This window comes from Nicoliella lavandulae (genome assembly GCF_037546185.1).
Taxonomy (GTDB): Bacteria; Bacillota; Bacilli; order Lactobacillales; family Lactobacillaceae; genus Nicoliella; species Nicoliella lavandulae.
Map to the genome: position 1 here is coordinate 69,214 of NZ_JAWMWH010000001.1, position 19,053 is coordinate 88,266.

10 protein-coding genes and 9 tRNA genes are annotated in these 19,053 nt (G+C 39.6%); 1 reads left to right on the plus strand and 18 read right to left on the minus strand.

Annotated features, from left to right (window positions below; translation table 11 throughout):
• Positions 1 to 65: 65 nt before the first annotated feature.
• From fusA to rpsL, 3 genes are all read right to left on the minus strand, one after another.
• A complete protein-coding gene (fusA, locus tag R4146_RS00415) occupies positions 66 to 2,156 on the minus strand; it encodes an elongation factor G (protein ID WP_339959504.1) in 2,091 nt (696 codons plus the stop codon).
• Between the two features lie 111 nt (positions 2,157 to 2,267).
• The gene (gene rpsG / locus R4146_RS00420) at positions 2,268 to 2,738 is read right to left on the minus strand and encodes a 30S ribosomal protein S7 (RefSeq protein ID WP_339959505.1); all 471 of its coding nucleotides are present in this window, start codon (positions 2,736 to 2,738) and stop codon (positions 2,268 to 2,270) included.
• A gap of 33 nt (positions 2,739 to 2,771) precedes the next feature.
• Positions 2,772 to 3,185, minus strand: a complete 414-nt coding sequence (rpsL, locus tag R4146_RS00425; RefSeq protein WP_339959506.1) for a 30S ribosomal protein S12 — start codon at positions 3,183 to 3,185, stop codon at positions 2,772 to 2,774.
• Positions 3,186 to 3,428: 243 nt separating this feature from the next.
• Here rpsL and R4146_RS08895 point away from each other — a divergent pair, with 243 nt between their 5' ends.
• Positions 3,429 to 4,100: a prepilin peptidase gene (locus R4146_RS08895; protein ID WP_373695321.1), complete on the plus strand. Its 672-nt coding sequence runs from the start codon at positions 3,429 to 3,431 to the stop codon at positions 4,098 to 4,100.
• Between the two features lie 45 nt (positions 4,101 to 4,145).
• On the opposite strand, the gene rpoC is transcribed toward R4146_RS08895, so the two are convergent.
• The 15 genes from rpoC to R4146_RS00500 all read right to left on the minus strand — a co-directional run bounded on the left by rpoC (position 4,146) and on the right by R4146_RS00500 (position 18,969).
• Positions 4,146 to 7,796, minus strand: coding sequence for a DNA-directed RNA polymerase subunit beta' (gene rpoC, locus R4146_RS00430; RefSeq protein ID WP_339959507.1), 3,651 nt, complete (start codon positions 7,794 to 7,796; stop codon positions 4,146 to 4,148).
• A gap of 17 nt (positions 7,797 to 7,813) precedes the next feature.
• Positions 7,814 to 11,425: a DNA-directed RNA polymerase subunit beta gene (rpoB, locus tag R4146_RS00435; protein WP_339959508.1), complete on the minus strand. Its 3,612-nt coding sequence runs from the start codon at positions 11,423 to 11,425 to the stop codon at positions 7,814 to 7,816.
• Positions 11,426 to 11,701: 276 nt separating this feature from the next.
• Positions 11,702 to 14,179: an ATP-dependent Clp protease ATP-binding subunit gene (locus R4146_RS00440; RefSeq protein WP_339959509.1), complete on the minus strand. Its 2,478-nt coding sequence runs from the start codon at positions 14,177 to 14,179 to the stop codon at positions 11,702 to 11,704.
• Positions 14,180 to 14,200: 21 nt separating this feature from the next.
• Positions 14,201 to 14,671, minus strand: coding sequence for a CtsR family transcriptional regulator (locus tag R4146_RS00445; RefSeq protein ID WP_339959510.1), 471 nt, complete (start codon positions 14,669 to 14,671; stop codon positions 14,201 to 14,203).
• Between the two features lie 97 nt (positions 14,672 to 14,768).
• Positions 14,769 to 14,842, minus strand: a tRNA-Pro gene (locus tag R4146_RS00450).
• 36 nt (positions 14,843 to 14,878) lie between these two features.
• Positions 14,879 to 14,952, minus strand: a tRNA-Pro gene (locus R4146_RS00455).
• Between the two features lie 36 nt (positions 14,953 to 14,988).
• Positions 14,989 to 15,062: transfer RNA gene (locus tag R4146_RS00460), tRNA-Arg, on the minus strand.
• 24 nt (positions 15,063 to 15,086) lie between these two features.
• Positions 15,087 to 15,172: transfer RNA gene (locus R4146_RS00465), tRNA-Leu, on the minus strand.
• Between the two features lie 27 nt (positions 15,173 to 15,199).
• Positions 15,200 to 15,271, minus strand: a tRNA-Gly gene (locus R4146_RS00470).
• A 7-nt stretch (positions 15,272 to 15,278) separates the two neighbouring features.
• Positions 15,279 to 15,352: transfer RNA gene (locus R4146_RS00475), tRNA-Thr, on the minus strand.
• A gap of 11 nt (positions 15,353 to 15,363) precedes the next feature.
• Positions 15,364 to 15,446: transfer RNA gene (locus tag R4146_RS00480), tRNA-Leu, on the minus strand.
• Positions 15,447 to 15,462: 16 nt separating this feature from the next.
• Positions 15,463 to 15,535, minus strand: a tRNA-Lys gene (locus tag R4146_RS00485).
• Positions 15,536 to 15,549: 14 nt separating this feature from the next.
• A tRNA-Val gene (locus R4146_RS00490) sits at positions 15,550 to 15,622 on the minus strand.
• Positions 15,623 to 15,874: 252 nt separating this feature from the next.
• The gene (gene serS / locus R4146_RS00495; protein ID WP_339959511.1) at positions 15,875 to 17,167 is read right to left on the minus strand and encodes a serine--tRNA ligase; all 1,293 of its coding nucleotides are present in this window, start codon (positions 17,165 to 17,167) and stop codon (positions 15,875 to 15,877) included.
• A 332-nt stretch (positions 17,168 to 17,499) separates the two neighbouring features.
• Positions 17,500 to 18,969 (minus strand): amino acid permease, encoded by a 1,470-nt coding sequence (locus tag R4146_RS00500; protein WP_339959512.1) that lies wholly within the window; start codon positions 18,967 to 18,969, stop codon positions 17,500 to 17,502.
• Positions 18,970 to 19,053: the final 84 nt, after the last annotated feature.

A 19,053-nucleotide genomic window follows, 5' to 3' on the forward strand; every position in this document is an offset into this window, starting at 1 on the left:
TAACGAATAAAAAAAGAGTTTGCAATAAAAGCAAACTCTTCTTAAAAATAAAATATTAAATTTTATTATTCAGCGTTTCCACCGTTTTTCTTAATAATTTCTTCTTGAATAGCCTTTGGAACTGGAGAGTAATGGTCAAATGACATTGAGAATGTTCCACGTCCTTGAGTAGCTGAACGCAATGTAGTTGCGTAACCAAACATTTCAGATAGAGGAACAAAAGCATGAATCAATTGAGCCTTTGAACGAGTTTCCATTCCATCAACATTACCACGACGTGAAGTTACTTGACCCATAACATCACCCATGTTTTCTTCAGGAACAACGATATCAACCTTCATAATTGGTTCAAGAATAACTGGATCAGCAGTCTTAGCAGCATTTCTTAAAGCAATTGAAGCAGCGATCTTAAATGCAGCTTCACTAGAATCGACATCATGGTAACTACCATCGTATAACTTGGCCTTAAGGTCAATCAATGGGTATCCAGCAAGAACACCATTAGCCATTGATTCCTTCAAACCTTGTTCTACTGAAGGGATAAATTCACGAGGAACAACCCCACCAACAATGGCATCTTCGAATTCGAAACCTTTACCAGTTTCGTTAGGAGTAAATTCAATCCATACGTCCCCGTATTGACCTTTACCACCAGATTGACGAATGAACTTACCTTGAGCCTTAGTTGGCTTAGTAAATGCTTCACGGTAAGCAACTTGAGGAGCACCAATAGTTGCTTCAACCTTGAATTCACGCTTCATACGGTCAACAATGATGTTCAAGTGAAGTTCACCCATTCCGGAGATAATAGTTTCACCAGTTTCAGGGTTAGTTTCAGCCTTGAAAGTAGGATCTTCTTCAGCAAGCTTTTGTAAAGCATTGTTCATCTTATCTTGGTCAGCCTTGGTCTTAGGTTCAACAGAAACACTAATAACTGGTTCTGGGAATTCCATTGATTCAAGGTGTAATGGGTGCTTAGGATCAGTTAAAGAATCACCAGTAGTAGTATTCTTCAAACCAATAGCAGCAGCGATATCACCGGAGAATACTTCTTCGATTTCTTTACGGTGGTTAGAATGCATTTGTAGTAAACGACCAACACGTTCACGTTTATCCTTAGTAGCGTTCAATACGTATGAACCTGATTCCAAACTACCACGGTAAACACGAATAAATGTTAAACGTCCAACGAATGGGTCAGTCATGATCTTGAATGCTAAGGCAGCGAATGGCTTGTTGTCATCAGCCTTTAATTCAACTTCTTCACCAGTATCAGGATCAGTTGCCTTGTATGGGCGAACGTCAAGTGGTGATGGTAAGTAGTCAAGAACAGCATCAAGCATCATTTGGATACCCTTGTTCTTAAATGCAGAACCAGCTAATACTGGGTAGAATTCAAGATTTAAAGTAGCCTTACGGATAGCAGCCTTTAATTCAGCCTTGGTGATTTCTTCACCTTCAAGGTACTTGTCCATGATTGAATCATCAACATCAGCAACTGCTTCAATTAATTCATCATGACGCTTTTGAGCTTCGTCTTTTAAATCATCAGGAATTTCAACAGTATCCCATTCTGAACCTAACTTGTCTTCGTCGTAAAGGTATGCCTTCATTTCAATTAAGTCAACCATACCTTCGAAAGTATCTTCGGCACCAATTGGCATTTGAATAGCATGTGCGTTAGCATCCAAACGTTCGTGTAAGGATTTTACTGACATATCAAAGTCAGCACCTAACTTATCCATCTTGTTAGCAAAAACGATTCTTGGAACGTTGTATTCTGAAGCTTGACGCCAAACAGTTTCAGTTTGAGGTTCAACCCCAGCAGCAGCATCCAAGATAGTAATTGATCCATCAAGAACCCGTAAAGAACGTTCAACTTCGGCAGTGAAGTCCACGTGTCCTGGGGTATCAATGATGTTTACCCGGTAACCCTTCCATTGTGCAGTAGTAGCAGCGGAAGTAATAGTAATACCACGTTCTTGTTCTTGTTCCATCCAGTCCATTTGTGAAGCACCATCATGGGTTTCACCAATTTTGTGGGTAATTCCAGTATAGTATAAGATCCGTTCAGTAGCGGTAGTCTTACCAGCATCAATATGGGCAGTAATACCGATATTACGAGTCTTTTCTAAAGGAAATTCTCTTTTAGCCATGTGTTTATGTTTCTCCTCTCGACAACAGTTCAGTTTCAAATAAAGTGGCTAGTTAATAAACTAATAGCCACTTTTTATTATAACAAATTATAAGATTAACTAAACTACTTATTACCAACGGTAATGTGCAAAGGCACGGTTAGCTTCAGCCATCTTATGAGTGTCTTCACGCTTCTTAACGGAAGCACCAGTATTGTTAGCAGCATCCATGATTTCACGAGCTAAACGTTCAGTCATAGTGTGTTCACCACGTAAACGTGAGTAATTAGTAATCCAACGAAGACCTAAAGTAGTACGACGACCTGGACGTACTTCGATAGGAACTTGGTAGTTAGCCCCACCAACACGGCGAGCCTTAACTTCAAGTACAGGCATAACGTTCTTCATAGCTTCTTCGAATACTTCAACTGGTTCGTTACCAGTTTCTTCTTTAATTAAGTCGAATGCACCGTATAAAATCTTAGATGCAGTTCCTCTCTTACCATCTAACATCAAGTGGTTGATTAAGCTGGTAACCATTTTTGAGTTGTAAATTGGATCAGGAATAACTTCTCGATCCGCAACATGTCCTTTTCTTGGCATTTAAATATCCTCCTCGTTTTTAAGTATAATCGATTATTCCTTAGGCTTCTTAGTACCGTACTTAGAACGACTTTGACGACGATCTTCAACACCGGCAGTATCTAAGGCACCACGAACGATGTGGTAACGTACCCCAGGTAAATCCTTAACACGACCACCACGAATTAAAACAACACTATGTTCTTGAAGGTTGTGTCCGATACCTGGAATATAAGCAGTAACTTCGATTAAGTTTGATAATCTAACACGAGCATACTTACGTAAAGCAGAGTTAGGCTTCTTTGGAGTCATAGTACCAACACGGGTAGCAACACCACGTTTTTGTGGAGCTGGGTTGTTGGTTTGAACTTTCTTGTAACTATTGTACCCATGGTTTAAAGCAGGGGATTTTGATTTAGAACTTTTAGATTTACGTCCGTTACGAACTAATTGGTTAATAGTAGGCATCTAAAAATTCCTCCTTTCATTAATTTAATACTTTGATATAAGTCCACACATCCAGGTGGTTCTTTTTTATTTCTAAAAAAAGAACCGCCGTTTACGTACGAAATTGTACATTTCATGGAGAATCCTAGTTCTCCATATCAGCAAGCACGTTTACTATCTTATCACTCAGCAATTATGGTGTCAATTGAATTTTATAAATCAACTTAGTTTATTTTTACGTATTTTAATTCTGAGGTGATCAAAATGAAAATCATTCTTTATTTTATAATTGGTAGCACAATTGGATCATTTATTACATTAGTAATTCAACGTCGCGATGTAAACGAATCAATTGTTATGCCCCGTTCACATTGTAATTACTGCATGACAACGCTTAAGTGGTACGATTTAGTTCCCGTTATTAGTTATCTACTTTTAAACGGTCGATGTAGGTATTGTCGCAGCACAATATCTAAGTCTACCATCATCAATGAAGTTATATTTGGTTTGCTCTTTATGATTATCATTTTTAAACCAATGAATTTATTTATATTCAGTTCAATGTTATTAATGACGTTATTGGCCATTATTGATTATCAAAAATTAATGGTCCCAACCATTGTAATTATAGTAATGTTTTTAAATAATCTAATGTACTATTTTATATTTAACGACGGCAACATCATCCAGCTAAGCTTAATCATTGGCACATACTTACTCACGCAATTATTAAACCCCTTCGTCTTAAAAATGGGAGCTGGTGATATTGATGTTATTTTTATCTTATCATTAATTATTGGTTTCAAAATAAACATTATATTAATCATCATTGCAGCCGTTTTAGCATTGTTTTTCTTCGCATTGAAAAGGGTTAATAGAATTCCGTTTATTCCATTTCTAGCAATTAGTTATTTATGCTGCCTACTATGGATATAAAAAAAGCACCTCCAAATTAATGGAGATGCTTTTCTAAACGGTTAATTAATTTTTAGCGTCTTCTTCTTTTTTGATCTTTTCTTCAAGTTCACTGATTGAGTAAACTCCGTCAGTAGTTGAAGCGCCAATTTCCTTCGGTTTGATATCACCATAGGTGTGCATACCAGTACCAGCAGGAATTAACTTACCAATAATAACATTTTCTTTCAATCCAACTAATGGATCGTTCTTACCACGAATTGCGGCATCAGTTAATACTCGAGTCGTTTCTTGGAATGAAGCAGCAGATAAGAAACTGTTAGTTTCAAGTGCGGCCTTAGTAATTCCAAGTAATACTGGACGAGCAGTAGCAGGAATCTTACCAGTGATAACAGCATCACGGTTGCTTTCCTTAAAGTCATTAATATCCATTAATGTACCAGGAAGCAATTCAGTGTCACCAGGATCCATGATTCGTACCTTACGAAGCATTTGTCTAACCATGATTTCGGCGTGCTTATCACTCAAGTCCACCCCTTGCATCCGGTAAACCTTTTGAACTTCACCAAGAAGGTAAACTTCAGTTGAAAGAGTATCTCTAACCTTGATTAATTCCTTTGGATCAATTGAACCATCATTCAATTGGGAACCACGGCGGATAAAGTCACCTTCTGCAACTTGAAGTTGTGAATTGATAGGAACACTGTAAGTTCTAGTATCAGTATCACCCTTAATGGTAATTTCTTGAGTTCTTTCAGCTGGGTTTTCTTCAATTTTTTCAACTGTACCGGTAACTTCAGTAATTTCAGCTTTCCCTTTAGGATTTCTAGCTTCCACAATTTCTTGAACCCGAGGAAGTCCTTGGGTAATATCTGAGTTTCCGGCAACCCCACCAGTATGGAAGTTCCGCATGGTTAATTGAGTCCCAGGTTCACCGATTGATTGAGCAGCAACAGTACCAACGGCTTCCCCAACTTCAACTGGATCACCAGTTGCTAGGTTCCGACCGTAACACTTAGCACAAACCCCGTGAACACTATTACAAGTGAATGCAGAACGAATTTCAACTTCTTTAATTCCAGCATCTTCAATTGCTTGAGCTTCTGGTTCGTTAATCATTTCGTTCTTGTTAACGATAACTTCACCATTCTTAGGATCAACCACCGTCTTCATTGCAAACCGACCAATAACACGGTCATACAATGGTTCGATAGTTTCATTTCCTTGTGTCATGGCTTTAACTACTAATCCACGATCAGTACCACAGTCATCTTCACGAATAATAACATCTTGAGCCACATCAACTAGCCGTCTAGTTAAGTAACCAGAGTTGGCAGTCTTCAAGGCCGTATCAGTCATACCCTTACGAGCACCGTGGGTAGAAATAAACATTTCCAAGACAGATAAACCTTCACGGAAGTTTGAAGTAATTGGTAGTTCCATGATGTCTCCACTAGGTGAAGCCATCAATCCACGCATACCAGCTAATTGAGTAAAGTTTGAAATGTTACCACGAGCCCCAGAATCACTCATCATAAAGATTGGATTTTGTGGATCGAAGTTCTTCATTAGCAATTCTTGGATTTCATCCTTAGCGTCACTCCAGATTTGAATAACCCGTTCGTAACGTTCTTGGTCAGTAATTAAACCACGACGGAATTGCTTAGTAACCATATCAACTTGCTTATGAGCATGTTCAAGTACGGCAGACTTTTCTTTTAAGTCAGTAACATCGGTAATCCCAACCGTTAACCCTGACTTAGTGGACTTGTCGTAACCAATATCTTTAATCCGGTCCAATAGTTTTGAAGTAATCGTAACTTTGTATTCGTTATATACTTCAGCGATCACATCACTCAAGAAGCCCTTCTTAAATGGCGGAACTAATGGTGCATCCTTCAAGTGATCAAAAATATTTTCACCAGGTTCTAGGAAGTATTGATCTGGAATGTGGCCATGAACGTTAGTATCAGTAGGTTCATTCAAGTAAGTGAAGGCCTTAGGTAAGATATGGTTAAAAATAATCTTACCAGTCGTCGTTACTAAAATCTTATCCTTTTGATCATCGGTAAATGGCTTTTCAGGCATTGAAGAAACCCGAATTCCAACTCTAGTGTGCCAATGAGTAGTTCCGTTTTGGTATGAAAGAAGTGCTTCGTTGTAATCATTGAAGATTGTTCCTTCACCTTCACGACCAGCTTCTTCCATCGTCAAGTAGTAGTTACCAATAACCATATCTTGAGATGGAGCAACAATTGGTTTTCCATCACGAGGAGCAAGAATATGACTGGCAGCAAGCATTAAGATCCGTGATTCAGCTTGTGCTTCATCAGATAATGGAACGTGAATGGCCATTTGGTCACCATCAAAATCGGCATTGTAAGCTTCACAAGCCAATGGATGTAAACGCATTGACTTACCACTAACTAACACTGGTTCAAAGGCTTGAATTCCCAAACGGTGAAGCGTAGGTGCCCGGTTAAGTAATACCGGATGTTCTTTAATAACATCTTCTAAGACATCGAACACTTCATCTTCTTGACGATCAATTTGGCGCTTGGCATTTTTAATATTTGATGCAATTCCACGCTTAACCAATTCTTTCATAATGAAAGGTTTGAATAATTCCATTGCCATTGGCACTGGAAGTCCCATTTGGTTAAATTTAAGGAATGGTCCAACATCAATAACAGAACGACCAGAGTAGTCAACCCGTTTTCCAAGTAAGTTTTGTCTGAAACGACCTTGCTTACCCTTAAGCATATGAGAAAGTGACTTCAATGGACGGTTACCAGGACCAGCAACTGGACGACCACGACGACCATTATCAATCAAGGCATCAACGGCTTCTTGAAGCATCCGTTTTTCGTTTTGAACGATAATTCCTGGCGCATGTAAGTCTAATAAACGCTTAAGCCGGTTATTACGGTTAATTACCCGACGGTATAAATCATTCAAGTCAGAAGTAGCAAAACGGCCACCTTCTAGTTGAACCATTGGACGAAGATCAGGTGGAATAACTGGAATTGCATCCATTACCATCCAATCTAAATCATTTTCAGAAGTTAGGAAGGCTTCCAAAATGTCTAATCGACGAACTGCACGAGTTCTCTTTTGACCAGTTGCCTTCTTTAATTCTTCTTTTAATTCATCAGTTTCACGTTGTACATCAACGTTTTCAAGCAATGTCTTAATAGCTTCAGCACCGATATCAGCTTTAAAACGAGAACCATATTCAAGTTTCTTTTCCCGATAATCATGTTCTGATAGTAATTGCTTGTTTTCAAGTGGGGTGTCACCAGCATCAGTAACAACATAGGAAGCAAAGTAAATAATTTCTTCCAATGCTCGTGGGCTCATGTCTAAGACAAGCCCCATTCGACTTGGAATTCCCTTGAAGTACCAAATATGAGTAACTGGTGCGGCCAATTCAATATGACCCATCCGTTCTCTTCTAACCTTAGAGCGCGTAACTTCAACTCCACAGCGGTCACAGACGATTCCACGGTAACGAATTCGTTTGTACTTACCACAAGCACATTCCCAATCTTTGGTAGGCCCAAAGATTCGTTCATCGAACAAACCTTCTTTTTCGGGCTTCAAAGTCCGGTAGTTAATGGTTTCAGGTTTTTGAACTTCACCATATGACCAACTACGGATTTTATCAGAAGATGCTAGGCCAATTTGCATGCTTTCGAATTTATTAACATCGACCAATTGAGCGGCCTCCTTATTTATTCTTTAGAATTTGTGTTAGTAGTGTTTGATTCTTCACTATTTTCTTGACTAGCTTTTTCGGCGTTCTTCTTAGCTTCTTGTTCTTTAGCTAACTTACTCAAAGCGTCAACGTTAACAACATCGTTATCTTCGTTGTCCATATCTCTAAGTTCAACTTCCTTGTGATCCTTGTTAAGAACCTTCATATCAAGCCCTAATGCTTGTAATTCTTTAACTAGAACCCGGAATGATTCAGGAACACCTGGCTTAGGAATTGGTTCACCCTTAACGATTGCTTCATAAGTCTTAACCCGTCCAACAACATCATCAGACTTGTAAGTTAAGATTTCTTGAAGGGTATAAGCAGCACCATAAGCTTCAAGGGCCCAAACTTCCATTTCACCAAACCGTTGACCCCCAAATTGAGCTTTACCACCAAGTGGTTGTTGAGTAACTAATGAGTAAGGTCCAATTGCACGAGCATGAATCTTATCATCAACCATGTGAGCAAGCTTCAAGTAGTGCATAACCCCAACGGCAATTCGCTTGTCGAAAGGTTCACCAGTCCGACCATCATAAACGACACTCTTCGTATCAGGAGCCATTCCAGCTTCCTTAACAATGTCATCAATATCATCATCACTAGCTCCATCAAAGACAGGCGTTGTAACGTGAATACCTAATTTACGAGCAGCCATTCCTAAATGCAATTCAAGAAGTTGACCAATGTTCATCCGTGAAGGCACACCCATTGGACTCAACATAATATCAATTGGAGTTCCATCTGGTAAGTATGGCATATCTTCTTCAGGAATTACGATTGAAACCGTCCCCTTGTTACCATGACGTCCAGACATCTTGTCTCCAACTTGAATCTTACGTTTTTGAGCAATGTATACTCGAACCATTTGGTTAACACCTGGGGATAGTTCATCACCATTTTCACGGCTAAAGACCTTAATGTCTTGAACAATTCCACCAGCACCATGCGGAACCTTAAGTGAAGTATCACGAACTTCACGCGCCTTTTCACCAAAGATTGCGTGTAGTAATCGTTCTTCAGCTGATAATTCAGTCACACCCTTAGGAGTAACCTTACCAACTAAAATATCACCATCATGAACTTCGGCCCCAATTCTAACAACCCCGTTTTCGTCAAGGTTTTTAAGTGCATCTTCCCCAACGTTAGGAATTTCACGGGTCATTTCTTCAGGTCCTAATTTAGTATCACGAGCTTCTGATTCATATTCTTCGATATGAATTGAAGTATAAACATCATCACGGATTAAACGTTCATTAATCGCAATGGCATCTTCGAAGTTGTATCCTTGCCAAGTCATGAAGGCAACGACTGGGTTTTGACCTAATGCTAATTCACCATTTTCCATTGATGGACCATCAGCTAACACTTCGTTTGCATCAACATGATCGTTAACCCGAACGATTGGCCGTTGGTTGTAGTTCTTACCACCATTGGAACGTTGGAATTTCATCAACTTGTAAGTGTCTAACGCACCATCATCACGACGAACCCGAACTTCACGGGAATCAACATATTCAACGTTTCCTTCATGCTTACAAATTAAAGCAACTCCGGAATCATGCGCAGCCCGGTATTCCATTCCAGTACCAACTAGTGGTGCATGTGGATCTACCAATGGAACCGCTTGACGTTGCATGTTAGCACCCATTAAAGCACGGTTGGAGTCATCATTTTCCAAGAATGGAATACATGCAGTCGCAACAGAAACTACTTGTTTTGGTGAAACGTCCATGTAGTCAACGTCTTTAATGTTAGCAACGATGTTATCAGAACGATGCCGTGCTAACACAGTATCATTTTGGAATGAACCATCATCATTAAGCGGGGAGTTTGCTTGTGCAACCACGTACTTATCTTCTTCGTCCGCACTTAAGTAATCAATCTTGTCAGTAACCTTGTGGTCCTTCCAAGAAACACGACGGTATGGAGTTTCAACGAATCCATACTTGTTGATTCGTGCATAACTGGAAAGTGTATTGATCAACCCGATATTTGGACCTTCGGGCGTTTCAATCGGACAAATCCGACCATAGTGAGTATAGTGAACGTCCCGCACTTCATATCCGGCCCGATCACGAGTTAACCCACCAGGTCCCAATGCAGAAAGACGCCGTTTATGAGTTAATTCACCCAATGGATTGGTTTGATCCATGAATTGGGAAAGTTGTGAAGAACCAAAGAATTCTTTCACAGAAGCAACTACTGGTCGAATGTTAATTAATTGTTGTGGAGTAACAGTAGCAGCATCTTGGATTGACATCCGTTCTCTAACTACTCTTTCCATCCGTGCCAAACCAATTCTAAATTGGTTTTGTAACAACTCACCAACAGAACGAATCCGACGGTTACCCAAGTGATCAATATCATCTGGACCACCAATTCCTTCTTGTAAGTTCAAGAAGTAGTTAATGGATGAAATAATATCAGCAGGAGTAATGTGCTTAAAGTCCAATGGAATGTTGTCATTTCCAATGATTGGCACAACCCGGTCTGGGTCGTTCTTAGAGTAAACCTTAATCACTTGAATCGTCATTGGTTCAGTTACAACCGCTTGATCAGATGGTTCAAACGTGTAAGCCTTGAAATCTTGACGGTCTAAATATGGTGTAAGCTTTGCTAATAGTTCACGACTAATCGTTTCATCCTTCTTAGCAAGAATTTCACCAGTATCTGGATCAGCTAATGTTTCAGCCAATGTAAGACCTAATAATCTATTTTTAAGTTTTAATTTGTTGTTAGTCTTAAAACGACCAACAGGTGCCATATCGTAACGCTTTGGATCAAAGAAGCGTGCAGTTAACAAACTTCTTGAAGAATCAGCAGTCTTAGGTTCACCTGGCCGTAGCCGTTCATAGATGTCCTTTAATGCTTCTTCAACTCGTGAGTCTTCAGCATTCTTGTGAACATCCTTTTCTAAGGTTAATGATAAACTATCATTTGAGCCAAGAATTTCACTAATTTCGCTGTCTTCACCAAATCCAAGTGCCCGGACTAATTCAGTAATTGGTAATTTACGAGTCCGGTCAATTCGTACATATGATACATTTTTAGCATCATTTTCGAATTCCATCCAAGCACCACGGTTAGGAATAATCGTAGCACCGAATACAGTCCGGCCGTTCTTATTAATGTCCTTGTGGAAGAATACACCAGGGGAACGAACTAATTGGGAAACGATAACCCGTTCGGCACCATTAATAATGAAAGTACCTTGGTCAGTCATCAATGGAAAATCACCAAAGAAAACATCTTGGGACTTGATTTCACCAGTATCATGGTTCGTTAACTTAAGCGTAACATGCAATGGAGCTGAATAATTTGCCTCATGCGCACGTGCTTCTTCTACTGTATACTTTGGTTCTAATAATTGATAATCAACAAATTCTAAGGATAAATTACCCTTAAAGTCGTCGATTGGCATAATGTCATTAAACATTTCCCGTAAACCTTCATCCAAGAACCATTGGTATGAATCAGTTTGGATTTCAATCAAGTTAGGTAAATCAAGAACTTCCTTGATTCGCGCGTAACTTCTACGAATACGGTGTTTTCCATATTTAACTAAATGTCCTGCCAAGTTATTCACCTCTCCTAATTATTTCTATGAACTGAAATGTTACAATTTGATTACAAATTGAATTTTTCCTACTTTTTTACTAAAATTAAGCAAAAAAAATCCCCAAAGAAGATCTTAAAATCTAATTTTTGGGGGATATAGGAGTTCTATACGGACAATAGATCGCAAGAACTCATTTCAATTCGTAGTTATATATTTATATAATACTCAACTTATTAGTGTGTGTCAATAAATAAGTGCAAAAAAAGAAGGGAAAAATCCCTTCTTTTTTAATGAATCATATTACTATTTATTAGTTGATTTTTGACCACTTTTAACGTTGATCTTAATCTTACCGTGACTAGCACCAATCGTAAGTGAATCTCCAGTGGCAACTTGCCCTGATAGCATGATTTCACTTAGCTTATCTTCAACTTTGGTTTGAAGTGCTCTTCTAATTGGCCGTGCTCCATATTGAGGATCAAAGCCAGCTTCCGCTACCACATCAACTGCAGCAGGCGTTAACTTAACTTCAATGCCTTGATCAGTGATTCGTTGTAGCAAGTCACGTGCCATCAATTTAACAATTTCATGTAATTGTGGCTTCGTAAGGGAGTGGAAGATTACGACTTCATCAATCCGGTTTAAGAATTCTGGTTTGAAGTACTTCTTCAACTGTTCCTTAATGGTTGCAGCCATTGCATTGTAATTGTCAGCATCGGCTTTTTCAGCACCAAATCCAACCGTCTTCTTGTACTTAAGTGTCGTTGCTCCTAAGTTAGAAGTCATAATGATAACAGTGTTTCTAAAGTCAACTTTACGACCCTTGGAATCAGTCAAGTACCCGTCATCTAGAACTTGAAGTAACAAGTTAAAGACATCCGGATGGGCTTTTTCAACTTCATCCAATAGGATAACTGAATAAGGATGTTGTCTAACCTTTTCAGTAAGTTGTCCCCCTTCACTATAACCAACATAACCGGGTGCAGAACCAATTAAACGACTTGTCGAGTATTTTTCCATGTATTCAGACATATCAACTCTAATCATGTCGTCTTCTGAACCAAACATTGCTTCAGCTAGGTCCTTAGCTAATTCGGTCTTCCCAACCCCAGTTGGTCCTAGGAACATAAATGAACCAATTGGTTTGTTAGGCGCCTTCAAGCCACTCCGCGCTCTTCTAATTGCCCGAGCAACTGCAGAAACCGCTTCGTCTTGACCAACCACTCGTTTATGAAGAATATCTTCAAGGTTAACTAGGCGATCAGCATCCGTCTTGGAGAGTTGAGTAACTGGAATCCCAGTCCATTGCGCAACAACTTCTGCTACGTCTTGACCAGTTTCTTTTAACTGATATTCTTCATTAGAGCTTGATTGTTTACGCTTGGCATCTTCTTCATTGATTTTAGCTTCTAGTTGTTTAGCCTGGTTTCTAATTTCAACTGCTTTTTCAAAGTCTTGATTTTCAATCGCTTGTTCTTTTTCATTGTTCAATTGATTTAATTTCGCATGATCAGATGATAATTCACTAGGTTGCTTATTAATCCGAACTTTGGCGGCAGCTTCATCCATTAAATCAATGGCCTTATCTGGTAAGAAACGGCTTTGAATATAACGAGTGGATAAACCAACTGCTTTTTCAATAGCATCATCAGTGATTTGCACATGGTGATGAGCTTCATACTTAGGTCTGATTCCCTTCAAAATTTGAATGGTTTCTTCACTAGTTGGTTCATTAACTTGAACCGTTGCAAACCGACGTTCTAGTGCAGTATCAGATTCAATGTACTTTTGGTATTCATTTAGCGTCGTAGCACCAATCATTTGAAGATCACCACGCGCTAATGAAGGTTTCAAAATGTTGGAAGCATCAATTGCCCCTTCTGCACCACCAGCACCAACCAAAGTGTGTAATTCATCAACAAACAAGATGATTTGACCATTATCTTTAATTTCTTTAATAATTTTCTTCAAACGACTTTCAAATTCACCACGGTACTTAGTACCAGCAACTAATGAACCCATGTCAAGCATCATCAACCGCTTATTCGTCATATCTTCTGGGACCGAACCATCAATAATCTTTTGAGCTAATCCTTCTGCAATGGCAGTTTTACCAACGCCGGGTTCCCCAATTAAGACTGGGTTATTTTTCGTCCGTCGACTAAGAATTTGAATAACCCGTTTAACTTCTTTATGCCGACCAATCGTTGGATCCATCCGACCTTCTCTAGCCACTTCAGTTAAATCAGTTGCTAGTGAATCCAAGGTTGGTGTAGCGCCCTTAGGAGTAGCGCGGTTCTTATTACTATTAATAGCACCGTTCTTACCGGCAGCTGAACTAACGCCCATCTTATGAAGAGTCACTTGTTTAATAACCTTAGTTTGAGCACCAAATGTAATTAGAATCCGTGCTGATAAAATACTGTCATCACTTACCAATGCAAGCAATAAATGTTCAGTCCCAACTTTGTTGGCACCATATTGGCGAGCAATGTTACCAGCTAAAGCTAAAATATCCTTAGCCTTAGGTGAATATGGTAAGTAAGAATTACTATCTAGTCCTTGGAGATTACCAAATCCAGCCAAGCGTTCAATTTCTGAACGAATGTCTTCTTCATCAATTTGAAAGTGTTCTAAGACACTGTAAGCAATCCCATTGGGTTCTAATGCTAGCGCTAACAATAAGTGTTCAGTGCCAACGGCTTGATGTTTGAAATTTTTAGCCTGTTCTTGTGCAAGTACCAATACGTTACGTGCGCTTGGGGTAAATAAGTTTTCCATAAATTGCCTCGCTTTCCGTTCCTAATCTTCGAACCTTAAATGATTCAATACTGATCGTAATACCTGGGCGCGAAGCCGGTTAGCACAATCAATATCATTATTAATCATCAAACTATCTTTCTCAATTGCTGCTAAAATAATCCGAGCTTCCTTACTCGACAGCAACTGACTATGGTATAGAGTCTTAACAATTGAATCACCGTCCCTTTCGGAAATACTAGAACCGATCACATCTAATAGTGAATCTAATACTTCGATGTTATCTAGCAATTTCACCTTTTCGATTCGGATATAGCCACCACCGCCACGCTTACTTTCTACTACGTAGCCGTTTTGGATGGTGAACCTAGTCTTAATAACATAGTTAATCTGTGAAGGGACAACATGAAAAAGATTAGCAACCTCTGAACGACGAATCTCGGCATGATTCGATTCAGCTAAAATCTGCTTTAAATATTTTTCAATAATATCTGAAACATTTTTGGATTGCATATTTTCATCTCATCTCTGACTAATCTTGACTATTATTATATGAAATCGGCCAGTGAAATAAAAGTATTTTGTCTATTAATTTTTAACGACAAAAAAATCGGGAAAACAAGATTCGAACTTGCGACCTCTGCGTCCCGAACGCAGCGCTCTACCAAGCTGAGCTATTTCCCGATGTATTTTGTAAATATTAAACTGATTGATTCTAGATCGGGAAGACAGGATTCGAACCTGCGACCCCTTGGTCCCAAACCAAGTGCTCTACCAAGCTGAGCTACTTCCCGATATTCATCTCTAATTTAAAATTAGAAATAAAAAAATGCACCCAGTAGGAGTCGAACCTACAACCTTCTGATTCGTAGTCAGACACTCTATCCAGTTGCGCTATGGGTGCAAAATAATATTATGAAAATGTAAATGCCGAGGACCGGGATCGAACCGGTACGGTTATCACTAACCGCAGGATTTTAAGTCCTGTGCGTCTGCCAATTCCGCCACCCCGGCAGGCTATTTTATTTTAAAAAAATAAAAAGCGGAAGACGGGATTCGAACCCGCGACCCCCACCATGGCAAGGTGATGTTCTACCACTGAACTACTTCCGCACAAAAATGCCGACTAGACGATTCGAACGCCCGACCTCATCATTACTAGTGATGCGCTCTAACCAACTGAGCTAAGTCGGCAAATTGGTAAGTGCGGGCGAAGGGACTCGAACCCCCATGTCCAAAGGACACTAGAACCTAAATCTAGCGCGTCTGCCAGTTCCGCCACGCCCGCATATTAAATTATAAAATGAGCCGTGGGAGGTTCGAACTCCCGACCCTCTGATTAAAAGTCAGATGCTCTACCGGCTGAGCTAACGGCTCGAAAAAATAAAAAATGGAGGATACAGGGCTCGAACCTGTGACCTCCTGCTTGTAAGGCAGATGCTCTCCCAACTGAGCTAATCCTCCGAGGTCTTAATGGTTACTCATTTAAGCAACTATTATATAATATCATGTGGTCAACTTGATGTCAACAACTTTTTGATTTTTATTTTTTCGATTTCGAATTAGTTCGGTCTCACCTGAAAACTAATCAGTAAAAATCAACAAAAACTAGTATATAATACTTCCCCTAAAAAAGCTACCCCTTTTTTCAAAAAAAATAAGAAATAAGTGCAATTCACTTATTTCTTATCGTTAAATCATTGATATATCTAACTTTTAGAATAGGTCTTGTTTTTCAATTTTCTTCATGCCATGCATGTATGGTTGAAGAACTTCTGGAATATTAACCGTTCCATCTTCATTTTGGAAGTTTTCTAGAATTGCAGCTACCGTTCTACCAACTGCTAATCCAGATCCATTTAACGTGTTAACGAATTGTAACTTTCCACTTTCATCCCTAAATTGAATCTTAGCCCGACGTGCTTGGAAATCAGTGGTGTTAGAACAACTTGAAATTTCACGATAACAGTTTTGTGCTGGCATCCAAACTTCAATATCATGAGTCATTGCAGCAGTGAAACTCATGTCACTACTTGTAAGCGTAATTACGTGGTAAGGAATCCCTAACAACTTAAGTAATTTTTCAGCTTGGCCAGTGATTTCTTCTAAGGCTGCCCATGATTCTTCTGGTTTAGTAAATTGAACCATTTCAACCTTGTTGAATTGGTGTAATCTAATCAATCCACGAGTATCACGACCAGCACTTCCTGCTTCTGAACGGAAAGCTGGACTTAATGCAGTGAATTTAACTGGTAACTTATCTTCTGGAATTACTTCACCACGGTAGTAGTTCACCAATGGAACTTCAGCAGTTGGAATCATTGTTAAATCACTATCAGCAATTTCGAATCCGGCCTTTTTTTCCAAGAACTTAGGGAATTGACCAGTCCCAAACATTGATGCAGAGTTAACCATGTATGGTGGAATAATTTCTTCATATCCAGCATCAGTATTTTGGTCCAAGAAGAAGTTGTAAATAGCTCTTTCAAGTAATGAACCAGCTCCTACGTAGTATACAAACCGACTTCCAGCCACCTTAGCACTCCGTTCGAAGTTTAAGATGCCTAGCTTTTCACCAATTTCCCAATGGTTCTTAGGCTTGAAATCAGTAAATTCACGTGGGGTTCCAACCTTCCGTAGTTCCTTAGCGCCTTCTTCAGTTAAACTAACTGGGACGTCATCATTTGGAATATTTGGTAAGTGGGCTGCTAAATCATGTTGCTTAGCAGACACTGCTTGTTCTTGTTCATCTAATTCCTTGATTTCAGCACCGACTTCTTTCATCCGGTTGATTGGGCCACTAGCATCTTCTTTAGCCCGCTTCATCTTAGCGATATCATCAGAAACCTTATTCCGTTCGGCTTTTAAGCTTTCAACCTTCACTAAGATATCACGCCGGTTTTGATCAAGGGCTAATAGTTCATCGATTTGTTTTTCATCAATGCCACGCGTTGCCATCTTATCCTTAAACCATTGTTCGTTATTACGAATTAACTTCATGTCTAACATTGGACATACCTCCTAAAAATATAAAAAGCAGGCTTCGTCATTGGGACGAAAGCCTGCTTTTCGCGGTACCACCCAAGTTCCCGATTAAATCGGACAACTCATCAGTGATAACGGCCACCCACCGTGCAGTATTACCTGCCCACCTATTAATATGCCGGAATTTTCAACTTGCAGTTTGCACCAACCACTGCATCTCTTAAGCGTCTACTTATAAACATACATTGTGTTTTTAAAATCATTAATTCATTCATATTTATAATATTATATTCGTTTAAAATTAGCAACTTTTTTAACCAAAAAAGCAGCAGCTCAATGGCTACTGCTTTTAGTAATTACTTTTCACTGTTAATTTTATTATGACTCATTGGTCTAACGTCGACCTTATCTAGTGGAATCAACTTAGTATGGTGCTTAATCTTGTAAACGATGTACAAGATAACGACCAATGGAACACTAATGTAAGTAATTCCAATTTCCTTCCAGTTGAAATTAGAGAATGCCGATAAGTCTTGACCAACAATGATCAAAATACATAGGATCAACGTCAATACTGGACCGAATGGGAACCACTTAGCATGATAAGATAATTCATCTAACGTGTGCCCTTGTTTGATAAAGGCCCGTCTGAATCTAAAGTGTGAAATCGCAATTCCGACCCAGGCGATAAATCCAGTTAATCCAGATGCCGCCACGATCCAAAGGTAAACTTCTGGTCCGGCGAAACTAGTAATGAACGTTGCTAGTGCAATCACAGTCGTTGCGATTAACGCTGTATATGGAATACCGCGCTTATCAGTCTTTCCGAACATCTTAGGTGCAAATACCCCATTTGACATAGAATAAAGCATCCGTGTTGATGCGTACATCCCCGAATTAGCTGATGAAATCACTGATACCAAGATAACGGCATTCATGACCCCAGCTGCAGCGGCTAATCCAGCCCGTTTGAAGACTAACGCAAATGGACTAATTGCAACATTGGTCGTACTAGAACCTAATAAGTTCGGGTCAGTATAAGGAATCAATGCAGCAATCACGAAGATGGCTAGGATGTAAAACAAGATGATCCGCCAGAAAACTTCACTGATGGCCTTTGGCACACTGTGTTTTGGATCATCGGATTCTCCAGCGGTAATGCCGACTAACTCAGTTCCTTGGAACGAGAACCCAGCCACCACGAAAACAGACAAGATTGCTGGGATTCCACCAACGAATGGTGCTTGCTTATACGTGAAGTTACTTAGGCCGACCGCAGTGCCACCACCCATAATTCCAACGATGGTCAATACCCCAACGATTAAGAAAATGATGATGGTTGCCACCTTGATCAACGAAAGCCAAAATTCGATTTCACCAAAGGCACCGACTGAAGCGGCATTGATCAAGAAGATCAATAACAAGACGACCCCACTAACGATCCAACTTGGGAAGTTCGGCATCCAAAACTTCATTACTAACGCTGCCGTACTGATATCAACGGCCACCGTAATCGCCCAATTGAACCAGTAGTTCCAACCCATTGCAAATCCAAGGGCGGGATCAACATACTTACCAGCATATTCAGCAAATGAACCACTAACTGGCGTGTTGGTAGCCATTTCACCTAAACTAGTCATTAAGAAATACACCATTAGCCCCATTAAAATGTAGGCCACTAATGCTCCACCGGGGCCGGCTTGTGAGATCGTAGAACCACTTGTTACAAACAGTCCGGTCCCAATTGAACCACCCAGTGAAATCATCGAAACATGACGGGTCTTTAGCTTACGCTTAATTCCGTCAGATTGATTTTGTTCACTCATATCAAAATCCTCCTAAAGTAAAAAATTTAAGAAGCAAAAGGATTTCAAATTAAAAATACCATCTCCTGAACAGAAGACGGCATC